This is a genomic window from Candidatus Tenderia electrophaga, from assembly GCA_001447805.1.
In the GTDB taxonomy this organism is placed as follows: Bacteria; Pseudomonadota; Gammaproteobacteria; order Tenderiales; family Tenderiaceae; genus Tenderia; species Tenderia electrophaga.
Map to the genome: position 1 here is coordinate 3,466,058 of CP013099.1, position 24,419 is coordinate 3,490,476.

The 24,419-nt window shown below is 51.4% G+C and carries 17 protein-coding genes and 1 pseudogene; 12 read left to right on the forward strand and 6 right to left on the reverse strand.

What is annotated here, in order from left to right:
• Positions 1-7 precede the first annotated feature (7 nt).
• From Tel_15865 to Tel_15875, 3 genes are all read right to left on the reverse strand, one after another.
• A complete protein-coding gene (locus Tel_15865) occupies positions 8-634 on the reverse strand; it encodes a hypothetical protein (protein ID ALP54507.1) in 627 nt (208 codons plus the stop codon).
• Between the two features lie 490 nt (positions 635-1,124).
• Complete coding sequence (locus Tel_15870) at positions 1,125-2,336, reverse strand: hypothetical protein (GenBank protein ID ALP54508.1); 1,212 nt, start codon at positions 2,334-2,336, stop codon at positions 1,125-1,127.
• Between the two features lie 359 nt (positions 2,337-2,695).
• Positions 2,696-5,122, reverse strand: a complete 2,427-nt coding sequence (locus Tel_15875) for a hypothetical protein (GenBank protein ID ALP54509.1) — start codon at positions 5,120-5,122, stop codon at positions 2,696-2,698.
• A gap of 350 nt (positions 5,123-5,472) precedes the next feature.
• Here Tel_15875 and Tel_15880 point away from each other — a divergent pair.
• Positions 5,473-5,725: pseudogene (locus Tel_15880) on the forward strand (hypothetical protein).
• A 250-nt stretch (positions 5,726-5,975) separates the two neighbouring features.
• The gene (locus Tel_15885; protein ALP54510.1) at positions 5,976-6,239 is read left to right on the forward strand and encodes a hypothetical protein; all 264 of its coding nucleotides are present in this window, start codon (positions 5,976-5,978) and stop codon (positions 6,237-6,239) included.
• 41 nt (positions 6,240-6,280) lie between these two features.
• On the opposite strand, the gene Tel_15890 is transcribed toward Tel_15885, so the two are convergent.
• Positions 6,281-8,326: a hypothetical protein gene (locus Tel_15890; protein ID ALP54511.1), complete on the reverse strand. Its 2,046-nt coding sequence runs from the start codon at positions 8,324-8,326 to the stop codon at positions 6,281-6,283.
• Positions 8,327-9,082: 756 nt separating this feature from the next.
• On the opposite strand from Tel_15890, the gene Tel_15895 reads away from it, so the two are divergent.
• Both Tel_15895 and Tel_15900 read left to right on the forward strand, forming a co-directional pair.
• Complete coding sequence (locus tag Tel_15895; protein ALP54512.1) at positions 9,083-9,748, forward strand: glutamine amidotransferase; 666 nt, start codon at positions 9,083-9,085, stop codon at positions 9,746-9,748.
• A gap of 57 nt (positions 9,749-9,805) precedes the next feature.
• The gene (locus tag Tel_15900; protein ALP54513.1) at positions 9,806-10,330 is read left to right on the forward strand and encodes a hypothetical protein; all 525 of its coding nucleotides are present in this window, start codon (positions 9,806-9,808) and stop codon (positions 10,328-10,330) included.
• A gap of 54 nt (positions 10,331-10,384) precedes the next feature.
• Here Tel_15900 and Tel_15905 read toward each other — a convergent pair whose 3' ends face one another.
• A complete protein-coding gene (locus tag Tel_15905) occupies positions 10,385-10,897 on the reverse strand; it encodes a GCN5 family acetyltransferase (protein ID ALP54514.1) in 513 nt (170 codons plus the stop codon).
• A gap of 340 nt (positions 10,898-11,237) precedes the next feature.
• Here Tel_15905 and Tel_15910 point away from each other — a divergent pair, with 340 nt between their 5' ends.
• The 6 genes from Tel_15910 to Tel_15935 all read left to right on the forward strand — a co-directional run bounded on the left by Tel_15910 (position 11,238) and on the right by Tel_15935 (position 19,473).
• Positions 11,238-12,488, forward strand: a complete 1,251-nt coding sequence (locus tag Tel_15910) for a mechanosensitive ion channel protein MscS (protein ALP54899.1) — start codon at positions 11,238-11,240, stop codon at positions 12,486-12,488.
• A 374-nt stretch (positions 12,489-12,862) separates the two neighbouring features.
• Positions 12,863-14,173 carry a hypothetical protein gene (locus tag Tel_15915; protein ID ALP54515.1) on the forward strand — a complete coding sequence of 437 codons (1,311 nt, stop codon included), beginning with the start codon at positions 12,863-12,865 and terminating at the stop codon, positions 14,171-14,173.
• Entirely contained in the window at positions 14,174-15,328 is a 1,155-nt protein-coding gene (locus Tel_15920) for a cytochrome C peroxidase (GenBank protein ALP54516.1), read from the forward strand.
• A gap of 11 nt (positions 15,329-15,339) precedes the next feature.
• On the forward strand, positions 15,340-16,053 hold the full coding sequence (locus Tel_15925) for a hypothetical protein (GenBank protein ALP54517.1): 714 nt from the start codon (positions 15,340-15,342) through the stop codon (positions 16,051-16,053).
• A 357-nt stretch (positions 16,054-16,410) separates the two neighbouring features.
• Positions 16,411-17,796 carry a transposase gene (locus tag Tel_15930; protein ALP54518.1) on the forward strand — a complete coding sequence of 462 codons (1,386 nt, stop codon included), beginning with the start codon at positions 16,411-16,413 and terminating at the stop codon, positions 17,794-17,796.
• A 525-nt stretch (positions 17,797-18,321) separates the two neighbouring features.
• A complete protein-coding gene (locus Tel_15935) occupies positions 18,322-19,473 on the forward strand; it encodes a transposase (GenBank protein ALP54519.1) in 1,152 nt (383 codons plus the stop codon).
• A 281-nt stretch (positions 19,474-19,754) separates the two neighbouring features.
• On the opposite strand, the gene Tel_15940 is transcribed toward Tel_15935, so the two are convergent.
• Positions 19,755-21,485 (reverse strand): hypothetical protein, encoded by a 1,731-nt coding sequence (locus Tel_15940; GenBank protein ALP54520.1) that lies wholly within the window; start codon positions 21,483-21,485, stop codon positions 19,755-19,757.
• 240 nt (positions 21,486-21,725) lie between these two features.
• Here Tel_15940 and Tel_15945 point away from each other — a divergent pair, with 240 nt between their 5' ends.
• Both Tel_15945 and Tel_15950 read left to right on the forward strand, forming a co-directional pair.
• The gene (locus tag Tel_15945; GenBank protein ID ALP54521.1) at positions 21,726-23,111 is read left to right on the forward strand and encodes a transposase; all 1,386 of its coding nucleotides are present in this window, start codon (positions 21,726-21,728) and stop codon (positions 23,109-23,111) included.
• 120 nt (positions 23,112-23,231) lie between these two features.
• Positions 23,232-24,383, forward strand: coding sequence for a transposase (locus Tel_15950; protein ALP54522.1), 1,152 nt, complete (start codon positions 23,232-23,234; stop codon positions 24,381-24,383).
• The last annotated feature ends 36 nt before the right edge of the window (positions 24,384-24,419 follow it).

The window sequence follows — 24,419 nt, forward strand, 5'->3', positions numbered from 1 at the left end:
AACCCCGCTATATCAGACCGTCTTTTTCCAATTGCTCGGTGATTATCTCTGATAGCTCTTCGATGATCTGATTGGCGCTATTCGGGTTGAAAGATTTCGACGTCAGTGACCAGATCAAGGTGTCCTTCCGGGTCTCGTACACGTTGGTTTCCAGTGAGACGATGGTGTCATCCACCAGATAGGCCGGTGAATACACGATCGGGCGCGTGCGCAAATGATAATCGTAGAAGTTGTAATAATAGTCATGCGGCGGGGGGTAATAAAACGGTGAGCTGACGACGTGCCCCGGCACGTATCGGGTGTCCTTTTCCACATCGACCAGGCGTGTTACCAGCATGGCGTCGAACGATTCTCTTTCGAGCACGGGTTCGAGAACGTCTTGGCTCAATTCCTGGTCCGCGGCGAAGAGGGTGGCGGATGACACCGCCGTGACGCCTTTTTGCTCCAACTTTTGCACCAAGGTGTCTTCATATATACGCCGCCGCGTCTGGTCCTTGGACATGCCGATGACCAGCATCTTGTCTATGCTCTGGGTGTATGTCCTGTCTTTCCATTTGCCGGTGATCTCGGTCGAGGCGCAGGCCGCGATAAAAAGGGGAATGACGATCAAGGTCAGTCTGAGTCGCTTATTCATCGATACTCCTTCGGTGATGGAAATGGGGTATGTCACCAGAATTGTACGTCAATACGGTCGCCACGGCGTGGATATAAAAAGTCCGCCGGTTCTACCAGAGACAACCTCATCTCAGTTTTGTTTTACGTGAATCCGGCAATGGTTTTCGATTCGCCGCCCAGAAAGCGCCTGGGATCAGGTCTTGCCCTTTGCCGTAGCCACACTCCGGCTGACGCTTGAATAGCGTAACCCAACATAATCGCCTATCGCCTTCAGACTAGATGCGCCGCTTTGACACGCCAGAGCGCTCGCGTGATCTCGATCTTTATTCTTTTTAGCGGGGTACTCAAGTGATTGCAGAACCTGGGGAAGGTTTAACCTGACCCTGTTACCGTGTGTTTAATGATTCTCTCGTTGTTATTTGAGATGAGCGTTACCTCGCTGGGTTTTAATATCAGTTAGCACTTCCATCAAAACAGGTAACCCTGACTTTTTCCAGTCAGGTGCCAGATCAAGTCGAGACTAACTCACCTAAACCACCATTGGCTTGATTTTGGATTGTCTGCGTTATTGTCTCTGATGACACTGGATTACTAAAGAAATAGCCTTGGGCACTATCACAATTGAGCTGTCGCAATAGGTTGAGCTGCGCCTGACTTTCCACCCCTTCAGCCACCACTTGCATATTGAGTTCATGGCCTAGCAGGATGCAAGTCTTGACGATAGCCCTGGCCTCGGTGTCCTCGACCATATTGGCGACAAAGCTCTGATCTATCTTAAGCTCTGTGAATGGAACACGATGTAACTGTGACAGTGACGAGTAACCTGTTCCGAAATCATCAATCGACAGGCGAATGCCTTTCAAACGCAAACGAGTGAGAATATCCAGAGAAGTCACCAGCTCCCCCATCAATGCGCTCTCAGTCACCTCGAGCACCAGCATGTTTGGGTTCAGTCTTTTATCCGCTAATAGTTCAGCAAGATGCTCCGGCAAAGTGAGACTGGTAATATTTTCAGCCGACACATTCACTGCGACCGGCAGCTGTAACCCGGCGTCTTGCCACTGCTGCTCCTGAACGACGGCTTTCTCAATCACCTGGTGTGTAAACTCGCCGATTAAACCATTCTTTTCAGCAACAGCGATAAAGCGATTCGGGTAGATCAAGCCCTGAGTGGGATGCTGCCAACGTGCCAGCGCCTCTACACCGCAAACAGCACCGCTGCCAATATCGAGCTTAGGCTGATAATGTAATGTCAGCTGATCGTTTTCTATCGCATCACGCAATTCCGCCGCAGTCACTTCAAACTCCGGCGCGGCCAAATCAATAGGCTTGTCTGTGATAACAAATGCCTTGAGCAGCTGCTGAAGCTGTTCCAGGGAAACGGGTTTGGGTAACGACCCTACTATCTCAAGCTGATGCGCCCTGGCCAGCTTTTCGGCTGCGTGTAATACACCGGAGTCTTGGCCGCTGATTAGTATCAAAGCAGGAGTGTGTGCCATTGAGGCCATCCGTCGCATCACCTCAATGCCATCCATTTCCGGCATCTGAAGGTCCAGCAACAGAATAGAATTCGGTTCAACCACCTGTGTCTGTTCGAAGAACCGACTTGCCAAGGTATAGCCCTGGGCTTCGAAGCCGAACAAGTTCACTGCCTGACTGAGCAGTTCTACCAACGCTGGCTCGTCATCAATCACATAGACGGTCATCTCGCTCAAGACCACCCCCCTGATTCAGGACCTTCATCTGCTTCTATCAGCGCCCTTTCAATCAATGCTTCCTTACCTCTGCAGCTTGAAGCGTAATCTAAATCCATACTCTGAATATGTTCTAGCAACCAGTTGCGTAAAAAATACAATACTTCATCGCTGGCAACCCCTCCTTGCTGAAATTGTTGTTTTATATCTTCGAGCTGCCTGATTAACAGTCGATGCACTTGGCGATGATTTTCGAGTTGAGGGTATTTGCAGGCAGTCATCATCGCTTCTTCACGACAAAAATGAGTCTCAGTGCAATACTGAAGTTCCTCGATAACGGCCTCGACATTTTCAAGCTTCAGGTGATCCGCCTCGCCTGCTTTTATTCAGTGATTGAAAATTGCCAGTAACGCCTTGTGATCCTCGTCCATTGGCTCAATACCCGTGCTGAATTCTTCTGACCATATGATCGACGATAAATCTGGCTTTAGCTCAGCTCCAGATGACTGTCCAGGCTGATTATCTCCCATGATAGTTTGAATCTGTTGTGCCAACTCTGTCTGTGTATAGGGTTTTCTGAGCAAGTTAGCTTTAGAGCGTACCTGACCATCCGCCCCGACGACCTTCTCTGTGTAGCCGGAGGTTAGCAATACCTTAAGGCCTGGGTGGCTGCGAGTCGCCTGTTCAGCCAACTCATAACCATTCATGCTGCCTGGCATCACGACGTCACTGACTAACATCGCAACATCCGCTTCTGTCTTCAAACACGTCAACGCCTGATCTGCATTGTTTGCAGTAATAACTCGATAACCCAGTGAGCGCAATGAGATCTCCGCCAGTTTCAACAGGCTTTCTTCATCATCGACCACCAGAACGGTCCCGTGGCCACGAGGCAGCTTACTTGGCTGCTCGTTATTTAGTACCGGCTTCTGGACTTGACCAATGGCACGCGGCAAATAGAGATGAATGGTAGTGCCGATACCCACCTCTGAATCAACCTTAATATAGCCTCCGGAACGTTTTACAAACCCAAATGCCATTGCCAGACCCAGGCCGGTGCCCTTGCCGTAAGGCTTGGTGGTAAAAAATGGCTCAAATACCTGATCCAGCTGCTCTGGAGGGATGCCGGTACCACTGTCGCTCACTGCCAGCTCTACATATTCCCCTGCTGTGGCACCTGCATTGATTGAGCAGTAATCCTCGTCGAGGATTCGATTGCAGGTTTCCAAAGTGAGTCGACCGCCCCGCGGCATCGCATCTCGGGCATTGATGATCAGGTTGAGCAGAGTATCTTCGAGGTCGCCGGAATCAATATTGCAAAGCCACAAATCTTCCGCCAAGTGAGACTCCACAATTACTTTCGGGGTCAATGAATGTGTAATTAGGCTATCCATTCCCTTTACAACACTGTTCATGTCGGTGATAGCCGATTTATCAGACCGGCGGCGCGAGAAACCCAGTAAATTTTTGGTAAGCTCAGTCGCCCGCAATGCCGCTTTACGAGCCTCATCGATATGCCCCTGCGCCGCTTTATTATCCGTTATCGTCAAATTGAGTAAATCCAGGTTCCCTATAATGATGCCCAGAATATTATTAAAATCGTGAGCGATACCGCCCGTAAGTTGACCAATGGCGTCCATCTTTTGCGCGCGGCGTAAAGCATTCTCAGCCTGTTTTCGTTCCGTGATATTTTCGACCACCACCAAAATTTGTTGAATCGTGCCATCCCCAGATTGCAAAGGAACAGTCCGGTAAAAATGATATTGGTTATTATGAAAAAATTCGAAAGCGCATCCCTTGCCGTTAAAGGTCTCTTCATAATGGGAGCGAATGATCGCGGCATCTTCGCCATATATCTCATCCAGACTAAGACCTACAAAATCTTCTGGATCAAGTTGCTGATTCTTGAATTCCTGTCCGGATAAAAAACTAACTGTAAAATCGTGTTCTATGATCGCGACATAGGAGTTCGGATAATTTTCAGCGATAGTGTTTAGAAGTTTCTCGCTTTTTCGCAGATCTTCTTCAGCTTGCTTGCGTTCAGTAATATCCATTACTGCACCGATTGCATAGAGCAATTGGCCATCTGCATCTCGAATCATCCGGCCGCGGTCATAAACCCACAGGGTCTCGCCATCTTTACGAATCAGCCGATGTTCCACTGAATACAGCCCCGTTTCCAGCCCTTTTTCCCAGGCCAATTTCATTGGCTCAGCATCGTCCGGATGTACATAGGTAAACCAGTCACTTAATGGCTGCGTGGTCGGCTCAGCGGGCAACCCAAGCAAACGGTTTAGAGAAGCATCACGCGTATCATTGCCTGTGCTCATGTCAACACGCCAGGTGCCGGCATGGCTGGCCTCAAGCGCCCCCTGTAGCCGTTCGTTCGTCTCTAATACAATTTCCTGCAGATGATATTTTTCAGTAACATCTCTAAACACCAACACCACTCCGGCAATATTGCCGTTGGTGTCTCGGATCGGTGCGGCGGAATCGGCTATTTGGTATTCAGCACCGTCTTTAGCTATCAACATGGTGTGGTTAGCAAGGCCCACCGTTTTACCCAGCTCAAGCACTTTAGTAACTGGGTTTACCACAACCTCTTTTGTTTTTGCATTGACAATATTAAATACCTCGGTCAATGGCCTGCCTTGGGCGCTTTCAAAAGTCCAGCCGGTCAGCTTCTGGGCGGCTGGGTTAATTTGAGTCACATTGCCGTCGGTATCGGTCGCAATAACCCCGTCGCCAATCGAGTCGAGCGTAATGCGGAGGTTTTCTTCTTCCATCTTCAGCCCTTCATAAGTGTGAGCCATTAAACATAACATTCAGCTCAGACTGCTGGGCGTTGGTTTGAAGATGAAACGTAGTGAAGTAATTCATCTTTGATTCTCTTTTGTTTCGAACAAAATAAACGTAATAACTCGCGACTCAGAATCAGGCTTACCCACCTTTAAGTAAGGGCTTGTCAAGCGTGCCTGCAGTGGCTGATACGATCCGGGCCGGATTAAGACTAGCTATATAAATGAAAATATTCCCTTGAAATAATATAAAAAAGTTATCTAAATTAGTTTCGACTTGATCTGACACCTGAGTTGAAAAAGTGTGGGTTGCCGGTTTTGATGGAGCTGCTAACTGACTATAAAAGGCCAGAAAGGTAACCCTTATGTCAAATAGTAACGAGAGAATCATTAAACACAAGGTCGGCCTGTTGAATTTGGCCGAAGAGTGGGTCAACGTGTCGCAAGCCTGCACGGTGATGGGGCCGCCGCGCGGCACCTTGTATCGCTACAAAGCGGCCGTCGAACACGGTGGCGTTGATGCGCTGCCGGAAAACACCCGCCGCAAGCCCAATCTCACGGGCCGGACGGATGAGGCAACCGAGGCGGTATGCTATTGATTTTCCTGCTCATGGTTAGGTGCGCACCAGAAACGAGCTGAGGAAACAGCGTTTTTGTTTTCCCCGCCGGTGTGCGCGGGGCCTGGTTGAGCCATGGGCCGGCCTGCTTCCGGGATCGCCTGAAGGCGCTGGAACGGAAGGTTGCCGAGGAAGGCACTGTCCTGACCGAGGCGCGGGTCGCTGCCCTGGAGCGCAAAAAGATTGAATGAGATGCTGGGAATGCTACAGCGTCGAAGTGCCAAGCTTTCCGTTAACCAAGGGGGGCACCGTTGAAAATTGCCAAATTCTTTAATACATCAAAGAAGAACTATTTGCCTTCCTCCTATTGCGCTCTAACGCTCGCGGTGAGCGGCAGGGCGGAGCAGCGCACGGCCTGCGCCAAGATGAGCGAAGCGAACGCGAAAGCCTGGGATCAGGCCTTGCCCTTTGTCTTTGCCTTCGCCACGCTCCGGCTGACCCTGGTTCGGGGTAGGCAAAGGGCAAGGCCTGATCCTGTTGCGTGTGCTATCAATAAAAATTCCGGGCCAGCATAAAGCTGACCCGAATTCTGTTTACCTAAGAAGTTTTAAAAAAACTAAACCTTGAACTGACCTACCAAGCCTCGCAATTGCTCACTAAGTCTTGCCAGCTCATTACTGGAAATAGAGATCTGCTGAGATCCAGTTGAGGTCTGTTCAGAGATGCTCTGGATATTCACCACACTACGATTTATCTCCTCGGCAACCGCTGTCTGCTCCTCTGAAGCCGTCGCAATCTGAGTATTCATTTTCAGGATAGTATCCACCGCAGTGGTAATAGAGTTCAACGATGCGCCCGCCTCCTGTGCTTTCGACACAGTCTCACTGGCACGCCCTTTACTCTGCTCCATCGAATACACAGCATTCTCTGCACCATTTTGTAGTGCGGCAATCAGCGTTTCAATCTCCTGAGTGGACTCCTGAGTACGTTGTGCCAACGTTCTGACTTCATCAGCTACGACCGCAAAGCCTCGTCCCATTTCACCCGCACGCGCTGCCTCGATCGCCGCGTTCAGTGCCAACAAGTTTGTCTGGTCTGCGATATCTTTGATAACATCCAGCACAGTGCCAATATTTTCACTGTCATCTTTAAGTTGACTGATCACACCTGCAGAGCTTTCAACCTCTTTAGCCAATAACTCAATAGCAGAGACGGTACTGCTAACCACCTGGTTACCCGCTTGTGCCTCATTATTTGCCTCACCCGCAGCGGTAGACGCCTGTTCCGCACTTTGTGCAACCTCCTGCGCCGTTGCCGTCATCTCAGTAATCGCAGAGGCCACCTGTGTAGTCATCATCTTCTGATTCTCTACACCGGTAGAGGTTTGTTCAGTCGTTGCGGCCATCTCTTCGGAAGCCGATGCCAACTGAACGGTTGCGCCACTGATCTCGCGAATGAGTCCTTGCAACTTATCGAGAAACTGATTGAAGTTGTTTCCCATATCACCAATCTCATCCTGAGTATTCACGGGAATGCGTTTGGTTAGATCACCCTCACCTTCCGCAATATCCTTCAGCATCTTGTTGGTTGCATTCAATGGACCATAAATGCCCCGTATTACAATCGTTGCGACAACCAGGCCAACCACGATGGCCAAAACAGTTCCAATCACCGTCACGCTGGTCGCGAACATGGAGGTTTCTTCCTGGTCCTGGGTACGCACACCAATCAGCACCTCTTCAGCATCGATAAGATCCTGCAATTTAACCCGTAATCCATCCATGATGGTTTTTCCCTTGCCGGTTTTCATCATGTGCGCAATATCTTCAATGCTGGCGTCATGCTGATTCATTGCACGGCGCGCTTCGATCTCAGGATCAGCCGCCTTTTCCATCCACGCATCGACTCTGTCTTCAACACGTTGAACATCAGCATCTGTAACTGCCGTACCACGTACGGCACGACGTAAATCCGCTAGATGAGCCTTGAAGGATTTATTCCCTTTGATATAAGGCTCCAAAGACTCTTCCTTGCCAGACAACAAAAAGCCACGCTGCCCCGTTTCCATATTCACTAGATCAAGCGTTGTCACCGCCACCAGAAACTGACCGCGCTCACTGTCACCAAACTTTCTTTCCAGCACACCAAGCGCTTCACGAATACTGTCAAAAATCTCTTTACCCACAGTGCGGGAGGAAATCTCTTTAAAGTGAGCCCTCGCCTCAACCCCCTCAGTGACTTCACGACGGGCGGCTATCTCAGGTTCAGCCACCTCGGCCAACCAGCGCCCCTTCATCGCTGCGACTTCTTTCCAACGAGCCACCTGTGCAGGGTTATCACTAGTCAGCTCCTGGCCTTTTATAATAAGTTCGTCAAACACCTTTTGCCCAGCGTGATAGGGCTCCAGGTATTCATGCTCGCCTGTAATCATAAAACCGCGCAGGCCAGTCTCCATGTCTACCATGGCCGCACCCACGGACTCAGCATTACGTATCACTTCATAGGTGTGATTCACCCACTTGGATGACTTAACCAAAGAATTAACACTGACAAATACCACTGAAGAGACAACGGCCATTAACAACAGAATGACAGCAAAACCACCACCTAATTTAATGCTAAGCTTCATTCGATTCAGAACGTTCATGAATACCTCACACATCCATATTTATGAATTACGGGACCGTCTATTCATTCGGCTGAATCAGGCTTTTATTTAACAGATAAAAAATGAGCGTTTTGTTGAAAAACAATAATATACAGACGGTTTTGTACGGCAATTAACCCAAGCTACTGAATCTTAATAAGTAAACAAAGTGATACGGGATAGACCAAAACAAATAATAAAGGTCGGGTAATCAGGGGCAGACCACGATGGGTAATCAGCAGGTAATCAGAACAATGCCGAGGGGAAGAGCAATGCTCTAATCACTCCGCATGAACAATATCTGCGATTAGACAAACCATCGCTGAAACGGCGCAAAGCCTACCGTGATCTATTCAAGGCATATATTGATGGTGAGATTGATAATCAAATAAGGTCGGCCACCAATGGCAGTTATGTGCTTGGCAATGATAAGTTTCAGGAACAGATAGCAAGCATGTTGGGGTGTCGAGTAACAAAAGGCAAAGCAGGGCGGCCGAAATTAAGGGAGACAGACTAATAATCGTCGTCTGTCCCTTATATGGTCTGCTTATTAAAGCTGGGGCGACTAAATCCATGATCGTGTCGGCAAGCTCAATGCCCCCCAGGTCGATACCTCGGGTGCCGGGCGGGTTATCCAAGTGTAACAATAAGGTATACAGCCTATCCGAAAAGCCGGCACAGCCCGGCTGGAACGCTCAGACCAAAACGGGCTGCCAGGCGCGAAATATTGTCTATGCTGTAGGGAAGACATCACGACACAAGGAGGGCGTTATGGCTAAGTCGATTCTGATAATCGTAACCAGTCACGGCCGGATTGACGCGCAGCATCGTACCGGCCTCTGGTTCGAGGAGTTCGCAGCGCCCTACACCCTGTTCAAGCAAGCGGGCTACCAGGTGACGGTGGCTAGTCCCGCCGGTGGGGATACCCCCATCGATCCGCGCAGCCTGGAGGGCTATGAGGCCACGCCTGAAAACGAAGCGGCGCAATCGGCGTTACAGCAACGCCCGCACCTCGATGAGGGATTCACGGCCGATGATTATGACGCCGTATTCTTTCCCGGCGGCCACGGCACCATGTTCGATCTGCCGGATAGTCCTCAGGTGCAACGCCTGGTCAAGGAGTTTTTCGTGCGCAACAAGGTCATCGCCGCTGTCTGTCACGGGCCCGCCTGTCTGGTCAACGTGGTGCGGAAAGACGGCGAGCCACTGGTGCGCGGCAAGCGGATCGCGGCCTTTACCGACAGCGAAGAGCGCGCCGTGGAGCTGGATCAAGCTATGCCCTTTTTGTTGGAAAGCAAGCTGCGCGAGCAGGGCGCGCACGTGGTGGCGGCGGAAGACTGGCAGGATAACGTGGTGGTGGACGGCAATCTCGTGACCGGCCAAAATCCCCAGTCCAGCGCCAGCGCGGCCAGGGCGGTAATTGAGCTGTTGTCTTAAGCTCTCGCAATCACGGCGATCGCACCTTATTTATTCAGCAAGGAGGCGGATATGGCAATGTCCTTAGTGTTTGGCGAGCGCTCCCTCAGCAAAGTGGCCGCGCTATTCAGTGAAAAGCAAGGTGCCCAGGCGGCGGCGGAGCAAGTGATTCATGATGTGGGTATACGATCGGATCAAGTGAAGGTGGTGCATCCCGGCGACACGGCGCTGGGCCCCAAACTGGAGCCGGAAAGCCAGGGCATCTATCACACAATCATCAGGGCCCATGCAGCGTTGGGCTTGGCCGGTCTGGTCGCAGGGCTTCTCATCGGTGGCGCCTTGCTGTTGGCCGAACTGCCCTTGGCGGCAGCCAGCCCTTACCTTACCGTGGTGCTTACCACAATCTTTGGCGGTGTGGTCGGCCTTATGGTCGGAGGGTTGGTGGCGATCCGGCCCGATCATGACAAAATGATCGTTAAGGTGGAAGAGGGGGTGCACAGCGGCCGCTCAGCGGTCATAGTCCATGCCGATGATCATGAGCAGGAACGGCGGGCCCAGGAGGTCCTGCAGCACTCCGGTGGCGATGTAGTGAAAACGCTTTAAGTGAGGGGGCTTGAGCAAACGGGACGGAGGTTTACTCCGTTCCCTTTGCTTGATTTAACCATTTGCCGTGAAGGCCTCATGAAAAGTGACCACCCCGTGCGGAATGTGCCCGTCGAAAGACAAGGCGAAGAATACCTCCGGCGGCACTCCCTCGCACACAAGTTCTGGGACATTCCGAAACCCGAATTTTCTGTAGTAATCCGGATGTCCAACCAGACAACATCCTCCCGCATGCAGTTCTCGAAGCCGTGACAAGCCTTCATTTATCAGCGCCTTGCCCACACCCTGCCGTTGGAACTCGGGTAATACTGATACAGGCCCGAGCGCGTACCACCCTCGCGTGCCATCCGAAATCGTGAGCGGCGAAAAGGCGATATGCCCAATCACGCGCCCATCTACTTCTGCCACCAGCGAGATAGAGAGAGCGTTTGCGGCACGCAGGGCCTCGATAATAAAGTGCTCAGTCTGGTTGCTAATCTTAAGAGACTTAAAGGCCGCGACCGTCACATCGGTTATCGCTGTGACATCAGCAACGGTTTCGCTTCTTATAGTAAGCTTCAGGTTCATGAGTATCTCGCCGGGCTAATAATACGGTGCCTTCATCTTTATCCTAGCATTGCCGCCTTTGCTCAGGACAGCACCATCGCGCAGCGCGTGTGGAGGCATAGCGCGCCGGCTTGAGGTCGTGCAAGCCTGGGATCACCAAAGCTTGGGGGAGGTTTACGCTGACCCCATTGATGGGTCGGGCCTTCCATGTATAGGGCTGTTCAATCCCGGTTGCGCGACACGCGCTCCCCCCTTCCTGTGTTACCTTAGGCGCGACACATCTTTTCACGAGAATCAGTGGCTTGCCGTGGTCGTTGCCGGCGCGCGCCAAGGCATGGCCAGCGCCCACACCGCAGGAGGAATAATGTCGTTACCGGATTGGCTCATCCACTGGGCCGATGAGCAGCCATGGGCCTATACCGTGATGGCCCTCGCCGTGCTGCTGGGCGCGGTCTGGCTCACCAACCTGATCACTAAACACGTGCTGATGCAGTTGGTGCGCCGCATGCTGGCCGCCACCGCGCTCGGCAAAGATCCCACCATCGGCCTGGAAAAGGTGATCACCCGGCTGGCCCATATCGTGCCCGCCCTGGTGTTGTGGGTGGGCATCGGTGCGGTGCCCGACCTGCCGGAGAGCGCGATCATTGTGGTGCGCAATGTCAGCAACGCCTATATCGTTCTGACAGTGGCGCTGGCGCTCAGCGCACTGCTGTACACCATCAATGTCATTTACAGTCGCCGACCCGAAGCCAATGACCGGCCCATCAAGGGCTATCTGCAGGTCATCCAGATCATCGTGTTCGCAGTCGCGACCATCCTGATCATTGCCTCGTTGCTGGATCGCTCGCCGCTCATCCTGCTGTCCGGTCTCGGCGCCATGGCGGCGGTGTTGATGCTGATCTTCCAGGACACGCTGCTGTCACTGGCCGCCAGCGTGCAGATCTCATCCAATGATATGGTGCGGGTGGGCGACTGGATCGAGATGCCCCTGCTCAATGCCGATGGCACCGTCATCGACATCGCCCTGCACACCGTAAAGGTGCAGAACTGGGACCGCACCATCACCACCATTCCCACCAAACGCTTGATCGCCGATTCGTTCAAGAACTGGCGCGGCATGGAGGAGAGCGGCGGACGCCGCATCAAGCGCGCCCTCCATATCGACCAGAACAGCCTTTGCTTTCTTTCCGAGGAAGAACAAGCCAAGCTGCGACGCTTTGCAGTACTGGGCGACTACCTGGACGAAAAGCACGCCGAGCTGCAGGAGTGGAATGCCAAACTGATCGCCCAGGGGCAGGACCCCATCAACAATCGCCAGGTGACCAATCTCGGCACATTCCGCGCCTATATCGTAGGCTACCTGCGGAAGCATGCCGGCGTACATCAGGAGATGACGCTGATGGCTCGACAGCTCAGCCCCGGTCCACAAGGGCTGCCGATCGAAGTCTATTGCTTTACCCGGTCCACGGCCTGGGTAATCCACGAAGGCGTGCAGTCAGACATCTTCGATCACCTGTTGACGGTACTGCCAGAGTTCGGACTGCGGGTCTTCCAGCAACCCAGCGGACCCGATGTGCGCATGGCGCTGGCGCGCATCGATATGGGCAACTAAAAAGGGCTGCGCGCCCTTTAAGGATAACGGGGTACGGGATCAATAGCGGATCAATGCGGATCACTAGCGGATCGGATCAATAAGATGGATCAATAGGGCCGGATTGACCCCATTGATCATTGATCCGAGTAAAGCAGAGAAATCCGGACTGAAGCCGCCATTTTAACCCAAAAATTGAGCCGTTAAGCACGATTTTGGGGCCCGGTTTCAGGATCAATATTCGATGAATCATATGGTTACGGCGGTCCGACCCTGGGCGGCTGCCCCCGGGGTGATAAACACCGTTCAATCGACGCTGTCTATTGTCAAATAGGTGGACTATCCTGACTGTCCGTCCGCAAATAATGCACAAAAACTGGCTTTGGAGATGAATTATGAAACGATTCGGAATTTGGGTTTTGGCTGCATTATTCGGCGGCCAATTGGTTGGAATCTCACAAAATGCCTTGGCCCAGGCCAATGACCGGGAAGAGAGCCAAGGCATTGTTCTTCTGCGTTCTCTGCCGACGCTTAGCGACCATCACAGCGTCGCGATCATAGAACTCGATCCCGAAGCCGAGACTTTTGGCGACATCATTCATGAGCATGAAATCGAAATCGAAGGGATGAAAGAACCGCTCCACCATCTCTACTACAGCCCGCAAGGGCGTCTATATGCGACCGGTCTCGACGCCGCATGTAGTCTCGCGGAAATCGGTCTCCACCGGGGGGCGACCGGTTCGCCGAAGATCACGGGAGTGGACTGCATCGACACCAAAGGCATGACGGTCGGCGAAGACATCATGTGGCATATGTCCAAGGGGACCGAGTACATGTTCGTCACCTTCATGGGCGGCACCGGCGGCGATGACGGCGGGGCACTGGGTGTCTTCGATGCGCAGACCAACGAGGTCGTCAAGATCATCGAGGCCCGCAAATCGCAAGTTGGCGATGGCAAGCCTTATATCATGTATCCGCATGGCATCTCGGCCTATCAGGATCGCATGGTGATCTCCTCCACGATTCATCCGGATCTGGCCACCGGGGTCGGCAATACGATCACCATCATTGACTTGAATACCCTCGAGCCCATCCAAACAATCACGGTGGAGGACGCGAAGCCGGTTGGCTTCCCGTCGTCGCCGGTCGAGGTGCTCTTTGTGCGTCCGTCTATCCATCCGGAGGCTGAACCGGCGGTTCTGGTCAACACGATGTTCGGCTTCGAGACCTGGAAGATTCCCTACGACGCCGATTCCAAAGAGTTCGGAACGCCTGTGGTCGTCTACAGCGGGGTTGAGAACAACACCGGTGTACCGCTGGAGTTCTATGGCAACAAAACCGATCTGTTCATCAGCCATGCCTTGCCCGGGGTCGTGAAGCGCTATGATCTGTCGAAGCTCCCAGATTTGGTGCCGAGCGGCCCCGATATCGTCGCTGATCCTGGCGCGCATCATCTGATCTTCTATACGTCGAAATCGGGGCGTAATCTGATCGCCGTGCAGAACAATCTGTTGAATCTGGGGAACGCCGCGGACAAAGATCCGACCGACATAGACTTTATCGCTTCGGTGAACGCACACACGATCAGCGTTCACGATCTCGAAACCGGCAAACGTCTTGCAACGGTGAATTTCAAGCAGCGTTATAAAAAAGGTGTGGAGTACGTCGATGCCTTGTTCGGTTCGGGTTTCGTCCACCATCACTAGGTGATTTCAAAGATTCGTCTTAACGTTTCGACAAGAGTAAAGGCGCTTTTCATCGGCGGTATCGGCCTTGTGGCTGCTGCCGCCGCTGGCGTGTATTTCTTACAGTCTCCTCCGGAGCCGACGCCGGTGGCCGATTTTTCGGCGCCCTTTGTGTTCGGGAAATTTTCGATTCCGAAGGATAATCCGCTGACCGAGGAAGGCTTCGAACTCGGTCGCCGGCTTTTTTACGATCCGCGCCTGTCAGGGCCAAACACCACCTCTTGCGCCAGTTGTCATCTCCAAAAGCTCGCATTTACCGATGGGCTCGCGAACTCCGTCGGGGTGCACGGTGGCCAGACGGCGTTCAGTTCAATGAGCCTGGTAAACCTGTTATGGGGCCCTCAGCAGTTCTTTTGGAACGGCCGCGCGCAGAGTCTGGAAGACCAAGTTCTGCGTCCGATTCAGGATCCGATCGAAATGGACCAGGACCTCGAACGCCTCGTCGAGGAGCTCCGCGAAGACGAGGTTTATCAACAGCTTTTTCGTGTTGCCTATGGCGGGGTTTCAGCCGACGCCATAGCTAAGGCCCTGTCGACTTTCATGAGGATGCTGATTTCATCGAACTCGAAGTATGATCAGTTCCTGCGCGGGGAGCTCAGGCTGAGTGAACAGGAGGAGCTGGGCCGGAAGTTGTTCGTTGCGCATCCCGACGTCTCCGCATCCTTGCGCGGCGGCAATTGCGTCGACTGTCATGCGCAGTTCCATACCGCAGGGTTCTCCGACGGTCTCGACGGCTTCAGCAACAATGGATTGGACGTGGATGAAGACCTGCGGCCGGGGTTGATGACGGTGACCGGAAACTCTTCGGACCGTGGCAAGTTCAAGGTGCCGAGCCTTCGAAATATTGCGGTCACAGCGCCGTATATGCATGATGGCCGTTTCGCGACGCTGGAGGAGGTCATGGAACACTACAATCGAAGGATTCAACATAGCGAAACGGTCAGTCCATTGATCCTGCAGGCCGACAACCAGAAGATCGACCCCGATGCGGCACAGGGATTGAATCTGGGGCCCGACGAGGTCGAGGCGATTATCGCGTTTCTCCATACCCTCACCGATGAACACTTTCTGTCGGATTCGAGATTCTCGGATCCGTTCGCCGGGGAACGCGAATGAAAAAGTCATTTATGCTTGGCTGGGGTGTCGGCATGTTGGCCGCCGCCGCTGTTGCGGCGAGCGTTTACTGGTGGAGCCGCCCGACACAACTATCCCTGGTGTTTGCCGTAGAATTGGATGGTGCGCCGCTGGCCTTTGACGAGTATCGATACGACAACCCCGGCGGCGAGGGGACGTTCAAGATCAACGACTTCCGGTTCCTCGTTTCGAACCTGGTATTGGAGGGCAGTGGCGGTCGGTATGCTGTGCCCGACAGCTATCATCTTGCCCGTTTCGATAATGCCGCCCGGACTTATGAAATTCGAATAGCCGAGATTCCTCTTCGACAGGTGGAAACGGTTCGGTTCTCGATCGGGGTCGACGAGAAGGCAAACACCTCGATCATGAGCGTGGGCGACCTGGACCCGAATAGCCGAATGGCCTGGAATTGGGAGATCGGGTACAAATTCATCCTGCTCGAAGGGGCGTTGAAAACTGCCCGGGAAAGCATCCCCCTGGCCTATCACGTCGGCTTTAGTGAAAACCGCCGCGACTTCGTTTTCAAAGCATCCGAACTTCAAACGCATGCCGGAGACGAACGCCTGTTTCTCAATGTCGACGTTATGAAGCTGTTCGTCGGCGATAAAAGGATCGATCTTTCGCAGATGCCATCCGTGATTATGAACAAAGAGGATGCCCGAACGGTCGCGGATAATTACTCGGCATTGATCGCCCCCGTGGAATAGCGAGCGCCTCTATAGTTTCCGGTTAGAGTAATAGGGGACCAAAATGGCACTACTTAAGCGGATTGAATTGCCAATTCAATAAGTTATCGACGGGTGCCTAGTAATTTCTTTTTACCCAATCTTATCTACGGTCAGTGAGTTGTGGGGGGGTTAGTCAAATTGCCGTTCGAAACCGGCACCGTCACTCACGTCATAACACAATGTATTTATTATATATTTCTTTAAGTAAGTGCCATTAGTATCTGACCCGAATGGCACTTACTTAAGCCCAAGCACTTGATTATCAAATAGAAAGACCGGCACCATGGTAGGGTGTAAATCGCCAAACCCACAACCTACCAAAAGGAACCGGTCTCGATGAAGCTTAGCCATACTGCCAAAAAACATCAACATACTCGAGTTGAGGCATACCGTGGAAACAGCAACAGCTATCGTTTCTTCAATCTTCTCACCAGCGACACGCTGCTGGACAAAGTGGAAGCGCTCTTGCCCGAGCACCGGGAACGCCTCTATCCACCTACGGAAACCTTATCCATGTTCCTGGCCCAAGCCATGAGCGCCGATCGTTCCTGTCAGAGCATTGTTAACCAGGCAGCAGTCCAGCGACTCGCCGGCGGGTTTAGCGCCCGAAGCACATACACGGGTGGCTATTGTCGTGCCAGGCAACGGTTGCCTTTGACGATGGTCGCAGAACTGACCCAACATCTGGGCGACCAGCTTGACGAACGAGCGCCTGATGAATGGCAATGGCAGGGTCGACACATCAGGATTATCGACGGCACCACCGTCACGATGCCCGACACGGCTGCCAACCAAGCCGTATTCCCACAACAACGCGGTCAACAGCCTGGTTTAGGGTTTCCCATTTGTCGCATCGTCGGCATCACCAGTCTGGCCAGCGGTGCGCTATTGAATGCAGCGATCGGCCGTTTCAACGGCAAGGGGGGTGACGAACAAACCCTGTTGCGCGCCATACAGAACACCTTGCAGCCCGGCGATATCGCGCTCGGCGATGCCTTCTTTGCCACCTATTTCTTTATTGCCGCCATGCAGGCCGACGGGATCGATATTCTAATGGAGCAGAACGGTTCCAGAAAGCGCGTGACAGATTTTCGTCTCGGTCAAAGGCTGGGAGAACGCGATCATCTGATCCTGATCGACAAGCCCAAGCGACGACCGGAGTGGATGAGTGAAGAGGACTATAACGCGGCGCCAGAAAGACTCACGGTCAGGGAATTCCAGGCCGGCGGCAAAACAATGATCACGACTTTGGACGATCACAACAACTACCCGAAAGAGAAGCTAAAAGCCCTGTACAAAATGCGCTGGCATATCGAGCTGGACCTGCGCAACATCAAAGACACTATGGGCATGAATGTGCTCAGTTGCAAAACGCCCGAGATGGCGATCAAGGAAATATGGATCCATCTACTTGCCTATAACCTGATCCGCCTCATGATGGCACAATCCGCCTTGCTGGCGGATATCAGCCCAAGACGTATAAGTTTCAAGCACTGCTTGCAGATATGGCTGATCTATCTACAAAACGCGCAGTATTTGGATGATGAATATATCGGTTATTTATTCCGCATGATGGTGCAGAAAAAGGTGGGGAATCGTCCCGGCCGAATCGAACCGAGAGCGGTGAAGCGAAGACCGAAAGCCTATCCCTTATTGACGAGAACACGGCATGAAGCAAGAGCGGAAGTGATGAAAAATGGTCACCCTAAGAAGCTTAAGTAAGTGCCATTCGTATCTGACCCTGTTTTCGCTCCCTTCACGTTAGGTGTGGATGAAAAACACATGAATTTAGTAAATTGGAAAATAATATTTAATATTTGGGGAGTTATTTTCGTTCTCACAATTATTTCTAATTTATCTGAAGGAACAATTGATATTTTTAATACCGTGATATTAGCAATTGGCTTAACTGGGTTATATGGTTTGGCTTATGAAAAAGCAATTTGGTCACAAAGATTCTGGAAAATATTCTTTATAGCCTTATTGGCATTAACTGGCATTATTTTTGTAATGGTAGGTCTGTCCGTGGTTGTTGACTTATCTAGCCCTAGTGAAGAGGTTCAGTCATCTGGTATATCTGTATGGCAAGTTTTAATTGGGGGTATATATTTAGTTTTTTATTTCCTCCAAATTTATGGGTTGTACTCACTGCTGTCCCATAAACATGGAATAAAAAAGGCTTAAATCCCAACAAGTTGTTACAATGAAAGTGCGACCAAACACTGTAATAACAGAGAGATTTAAGCCATGGCACATCATAATACTATTTTCGCACAATTGCTAAAATTCGTACCGAGACATGAATTTGAAAGCCTCTCAAAAACGCATCATGAAGGTAGACAGTTGCGGAAAACAAGCCGCTGGTCCCAGTTTGTCGCGTTGTCTCTGGGGCAATTGGCAGGCCGCCATAGCCTAAGGGATATTGAGAGCAATATGAGCGCACAATCCAGTCGTCTTTATCACTTAGGAGCCAAACCCATTGCACGCTCAAGCCTGGCCAGATTAAATGAAAAGCAACCTGCTAAGTTATATGAGGCCTTGTTTGCAAAGCTTTATGCCAACTGTCAGAAGCTGACGTCCGGCCACCGGTTCCGTTTCAAGAACAAGCTCTATTCATTAGACGCCTCCTTGATTGACTTATCACTAAAAATATTTCCCTGGGCCCACTATGCCTTGGGAAAATCAGCAATGAAACTCCACCTGAGTTTAGATCATGATGGATACATCCCGAATTTCGCAGCTATTACCGAAGGTAAAGCATCCGATATAGAAATAGGGAGAACACTCCACTATAGCAAAGGCAGCATCGTCGTCTTTGACAAAGGATATACGGACTATGAATGGTTTAAGGCCCTTAATAACAAGGGTATTTTCTTTGTTACCCGGATCAGGAAGAATGCCATATGGAAGATTGAAGAGCGAAGAGCCGTCGATAAATCCAAAGGACTGACATCGGATCAAACAATCGTTTTAACAGGTGTTAAGCCAAAAAAGATCGGCATGCCAAAGCTACGACGAATTGGCTATCGAGATCCTGAGAGCGGAAAAGCCTATGAGTTCCTGACAAATAATTTCGCTTTAAGTGCACAGACCATCGCAGAGATTTATAAAGAACGGTGGCAAGTAGAATTATTCTTCAAATGGATCAAACAAAATCTAAAGATCAAGGCCTTCGTGGGCAATAGCAAGAATGCCATTATGACGCAGATATGGATCGCGCTCTGTACCTATTTGATACTGGCCTATTTGAAATTCAGTGCCAAGCTAGGATGGTCCTTACAAAGTATGTTGCGATTATTGCATCTGAATTTGTTTCTACGAAGAGACCTGATGGCATTACTTCGTGGTGATCCGCCAAAACAAAATGCTCTGGAAATACGGCAGCTATGCTTGGTGTAAAAGTTTATGGGACAGCAGTGGGTTGTACTTGTATTCGTATAAACGCGATTCTATCTGGGCGAATACACCTAACCATACCAATTAGTTCGGACAGTCTTCCGCGGTGCTCGTTTGTGGCCGAATGCTACAAGGAGGGTGTTCAAAACTCTGTGTCAACCAACGCTCAAAGCGCCAGATGGTCATCCAAGCGCCCCCAAAATAATCTTTAAAACGTCAATCCGCACCATTACAAGGCACACGCCGTTGCCTTAACTTACGCGAGTCAGACCCCGCCCAGGTCTTCATGACGAGCAGCTCATATGCGACACCCCACCGAGCTCCTTGAATTCAGGGGGTTTCGGTCGATAGTATTTCTCTTCCACCTCTGGCGATTGCTCGGCGTAAGGTTGCGTCATCACGTCTTGCAGTTCTCTGATTAGCGCGTAGTCACCCAGGGCCGCTTGCTGATATGCGGGGGCAAGCAACCATTCTCGCAAACTGTATTTTGGATTAACGCGTTTCATCTGTGCTGAAATGTCTTCCAGCGTGCGCGGTGTATCGGTAACGAGCGACTTCCATTTTGTCAGCCATTCAGACCAGTGCTTTTCCATCTCTGCATTCAAATGACTGTAGAAGCTCTTTTTAAGTGGGCCAATATCACCCGGTATCGACGAGAGTTCGCGAAAGAAGATGGTATAATCGACAGACGTTTTCATCATGAGTTTGACGAGTTCACCGAACAACTCTGTGTCAAACGCATCCAGTCCCAGCTTGTCCGCAAACACCTTTTCAATTTCCGTTTGCATCACTGCGGCAAAGCCATTTCGCAGCTCGTCAAGCTGTTGCAACATTTCAGAATGCTTTTCCAGTAACGGCATCAACGCCGTACAGAACATCTCGAAGTTGCGTTCCGCTGCCACGGGTTGATTCCAGAACGCGAAGTGCTCCCCGCCGCCCGTCCAGGGCTGGTAATAGGGATCAAAGACTTCCATGAAGCCGAACGGGCCGTAATCCAGGGTAAAGCCACCGGCGGCGCAGTTGTCGCTGTTGAAATTGCCCTGGCAATAACCGACACGGATCCAGTTCGCCACCAGTGAGGTCAGGCGGCTGCGAAATTCCCGCGCCAGCGACACCACTTTCTCGGGGGTGCTCAGATTCCGGTCGATGACATCCGGGTACTCACGGTCAATCAGGTGCAGCACCAGCTTTTCCAGCTCCTCTATCGCAGCGGGGTGTTCCTGCTTACGCGCACGGCGACCAAACAGCTCGAGCTGACCCACCCGAATGAATGACGGTGCCACGCGCGTCGCGATCGCCACCGCTTCAGAGACCATTCTGTCGGGATCGCGTGAGCGCGAGCCCTCCGAATACCAGGGCCGCTGCACCTGCTCCGTTTTCGATACATACAGGCTCAAAGACCGGGATGTCGGTACCCCCAGGGCGTGCATGTGCTCCTGTGCCAGGAACTCCCGGACACTCGAGCGCAACACCGCGCGGCCGTCTCCGCCGCGGCAGTAGGGCGTGCGACCGCCCCCTTTGAGTTGCATCTCCCAGCGTCGACCCCTGTTCCGATCCCCGTTCCGATCAGGCATCACCGCTTCAAGCACAGACACGGCACGGCCATCACCATAGCCATTCCCAGTCTGAAACGGACACTGCCGGACGTATTCAGTGCCGAAAATAGAGAGGGCGTAACCCGTCGCCCAGCCCACGTTGCGCATCGGTTCCGGAACCTGCGAAAGGTCGCCGCTGAACACACGCATAAACCCGTCGGACTCTGCCAGGCTGTCGGCAAAGCCCAGTTCCTGAAAAAAGTGCTTGCTATGCGCGACGTACTCGGGGTTATCGAGGGGCGTGGGTTTAACCGGGACATAATGTCCCGAGAACACCTGACGCGGTGCGTGATCAGCGCCGCTTTCATTCGCCTCAGGATCGCTATTGAGCGTGTCCATGAAGGAATAGTCGGCGAGTTTAGCGAGGTCTTCTAACGTCGAGACGCTAGGGGCAGATTCCTGGAATAGTTGATTTTTCATAGGGCAATTTAGACGCTTTTAAATCCAAGCTTAAATATGACATGCAAACAAATGCGTTGCGAATAAGACTATAGATCAACGCAGGCGTTCAAAAGGACATGGTGCCAGACAAGGGTCAATGGGGTCAGATACGAATGGCACTTACTTAAGCCCAAGCACTTGATTATCAAATAGAAAGACCGGCACCATGGTAGGGTGTAAATCGCCAAACCCACAACCTACCAAAAGGAACCGGTCTCGATGAAGCTTAGCCATACTGCCAAAAAACATCAACATACTCGAGTTGAGGCATACCGTGGAAACAGCAACAGCTATCGTTTCTTCAATCTTCTCACCAGCGACACGCTGCTGGACAAAGTGGAAGCGCTCTTGCCCGAGCACCGGGAACGCCTCTATCCACCTACGGAAACCTTATCCATGTTCCTGGCCCAAGCCATGAGCGCCGATCGTTCCTGTCAGAGCATTGTTAACCAGGCAGCAGTCCAGCGACTCGCCGGCGGGTTTAGCGCCCGAAGCACATACACGGGTGGCTATTGTCGTGCCAGGCAACGGTTGCCTTTGACGATGGTCGCAGAACTGACCCAACATCTGGGCGACCAGCTTGACGAACGAGCGCCTGATGAATGGCAATGGCAGGGTCGACACATCAGGATTATCGACGGCACCACCGTCACGATGCCCGACACGGCTGCCAACCAAGCCGTATTCCCACAACAACGCGGTCAACAGCCTGGTTTAGGGTTTCCCATTTGTCGCATCGTCGGCATCACCAGTCTGGCCAGCGGTGCGCTATTGAATGCAGCGATCGGCCGTTTCAACGGCAAGGGGGGTGACGAACAAACCCTGTTGCGCGCCATACAGAACACCTTGCAGCCCGGTGATATCGCGCTCGGCGATGCCTTCTTTGCCACCTATTTCTTTATTGCCGCCATGCAGGCCGACGGGATCGATATTCTAATGGAGCAGAACGGTTCCAGAAAGCGCGTGACAGATTTTCGTCTCGGTCAAAGGCTGGGAGAACGCGATCATCTGATCGTGATCGACAAGCCCAAGCGACGACCGGAGTGGATGAGTGAAGAGGACTATAACACGGCGCCAGAAAGACTCACGGTCAGGGAATTCCAGGCCGGCGGCAAAACAATGATCACGACTTTGGACGATCACAACAACTACCCGAAAGAGAAGCTAAAAGCCCTGTACAAAATGCGCTGGCATATCGAGCTGGACCTGCGCAACATCAAAGACACTATGGGCATGAATGTGCTCAGTTGCAAAACGCCCGAGATGGCGATCAAGGAAATATGGATCCATCTACTTGCCTATAACCTGATCCGCCTCATGATGGCACAATCCGCCTTGCTGGCGGATATCAGCCCAAGACGTATAAGTTTCAAGCACTGCTTGCAGATATGGCTGATCTATCTACAAAACGCGCAGTATTTGGATGATGAATATATCGGTTATTTATTCCGCATGATGGTGCAGAAAAAGGTGGGGAATCGTCCCGGCCGAATCGAACCGAGAGCGGTGAAGCGAAGACCGAAAGCCTATCCCTTATTGACGAGAACACGGCATGAAGCAAGAGCGGAAGTGATGAAAAATGGTCACCCTAAGAAGCTTAAGTAAGTGCCATTCGACTCTGACCCACTGCTGTCCCATAAACATGGAATAAAAAAGGCTTAAATCCCAACAAGTTGTTACAATGAAAGTGCGACCAAACACTGTAATAACAGAGAGATTTAAGCCATGGCACATCATAATACTATTTTCGCACAATTGCTAAAATTCGTACCGAGACATGAATTTGAAAGCCTCTCAAAAACGCATCATGAAGGTAGACAGTTGCGGAAAACAAGCCGCTGGTCCCAGTTTGTCGCGTTGTCTCTGGGGCAATTGGCAGGCCGCCATAGCCTAAGGGATATTGAGAGCAATATGAGCGCACAATCCAGTCGTCTTTATCACTTAGGAGCCAAACCCATTGCACGCTCAAGCCTGGCCAGATTAAATGAAAAGCAACCTGCTAAGTTATATGAGGCCTTGTTTGCAAAGCTTTATGCCAACTGTCAGAAGCTGACGTCCGGCCACCGGTTCCGTTTCAAGAACAAGCTCTATTCATTAGACGCCTCCTTGATTGACTTATCACTAAAAATATTTCCCTGGGCCCACTATGCCTTGGGAAAATCAGCAATGAAACTCCACCTGAGTTTAGATCATGATGGATACATCCCGAATTTCGCAGCTATTACCGAAGGTAAAGCATCCGATATAGAAATAGGGAGAACACTCCACTATAGCAAAGGCAGCATCGTCGTCTTTGACAAAGGATATACGGACTATGAATGGTTTAAGGCCCTTAATAACAAGGGTATTTTCTTTGTTACCCGGATCAGGAAGAATGCCATATGGAAGATTGAAGAGCGAAGAGCCGTCGATAAATCCAAAGGACTGACATCGGATCAAACAATCGTTTTAACAGGTGTTAAGCCAAAAAAGATCGGCATGCCAAAGCTACGACGAATTGGCTATCGAGATCCTGAGAGCGGAAAAGCCTATGAGTTCCTGACAAATAATTTCGCTTTAAGTGCACAGACCATCGCAGAGATTTATAAAGAACGGTGGCAAGTAGAATTATTCTTCAAATGGATCAAACAAAATCTAAAGATCAAGGCCTTCGTGGGCAATAGCAAGAATGCCATTATGACGCAGATATGGATCGCGCTCTGTACCTATTTGATACTGGCCTATTTGAAATTCAGTGCCAAGCTAGGATGGTCCTTACAAAGTATGTTGCGATTATTGCATCTGAATTTGTTTCTACGAAGAGACCTGATGGCATTACTTCGTGGTGATCCGCCAAAACAAAATGCTCTGGAAATACGGCAGCTATGCTTGGTGTAAAAGTTTATGGGACAGCAGTGACTCTGACCCTATTGA

Excerpts from the sequence above, each read along its gene's own strand:
- Tel_15940 (ALP54520.1), bottom strand. The coding sequence starts at position 21,485 with ATGAAAAATCAACTATTCCAGGAATCTGCCCCTAGCGTCTCGACGTTA.
- Tel_15875 (ALP54509.1), bottom strand. The coding sequence starts at position 5,122 with ATGGCTCACACTTATGAAGGGCTGAAGATGGAAGAAGAAAACCTCCGC.
- Tel_15950 (ALP54522.1), top strand. The coding sequence starts at position 23,232 with ATGGCACATCATAATACTATTTTCGCACAATTGCTAAAATTCGTACCG.
- Tel_15900 (ALP54513.1), top strand. The coding sequence starts at position 9,806 with ATGTCCTTAGTGTTTGGCGAGCGCTCCCTCAGCAAAGTGGCCGCGCTA.
- Tel_15925 (ALP54517.1), top strand. The coding sequence starts at position 15,340 with ATGCTTGGCTGGGGTGTCGGCATGTTGGCCGCCGCCGCTGTTGCGGCG.
- Tel_15865 (ALP54507.1), bottom strand. The coding sequence starts at position 634 with ATGAATAAGCGACTCAGACTGACCTTGATCGTCATTCCCCTTTTTATC.
- Tel_15930 (ALP54518.1), top strand. The coding sequence starts at position 16,411 with ATGAAGCTTAGCCATACTGCCAAAAAACATCAACATACTCGAGTTGAG.
- Tel_15935 (ALP54519.1), top strand. The coding sequence starts at position 18,322 with ATGGCACATCATAATACTATTTTCGCACAATTGCTAAAATTCGTACCG.
- Tel_15895 (ALP54512.1), top strand. The coding sequence starts at position 9,083 with ATGGCTAAGTCGATTCTGATAATCGTAACCAGTCACGGCCGGATTGAC.
- Tel_15905 (ALP54514.1), bottom strand. The coding sequence starts at position 10,897 with ATGAACCTGAAGCTTACTATAAGAAGCGAAACCGTTGCTGATGTCACA.
- Tel_15890 (ALP54511.1), bottom strand. The coding sequence starts at position 8,326 with ATGTGTGAGGTATTCATGAACGTTCTGAATCGAATGAAGCTTAGCATT.
- Tel_15945 (ALP54521.1), top strand. The coding sequence starts at position 21,726 with ATGAAGCTTAGCCATACTGCCAAAAAACATCAACATACTCGAGTTGAG.
- Tel_15915 (ALP54515.1), top strand. The coding sequence starts at position 12,863 with ATGAAACGATTCGGAATTTGGGTTTTGGCTGCATTATTCGGCGGCCAA.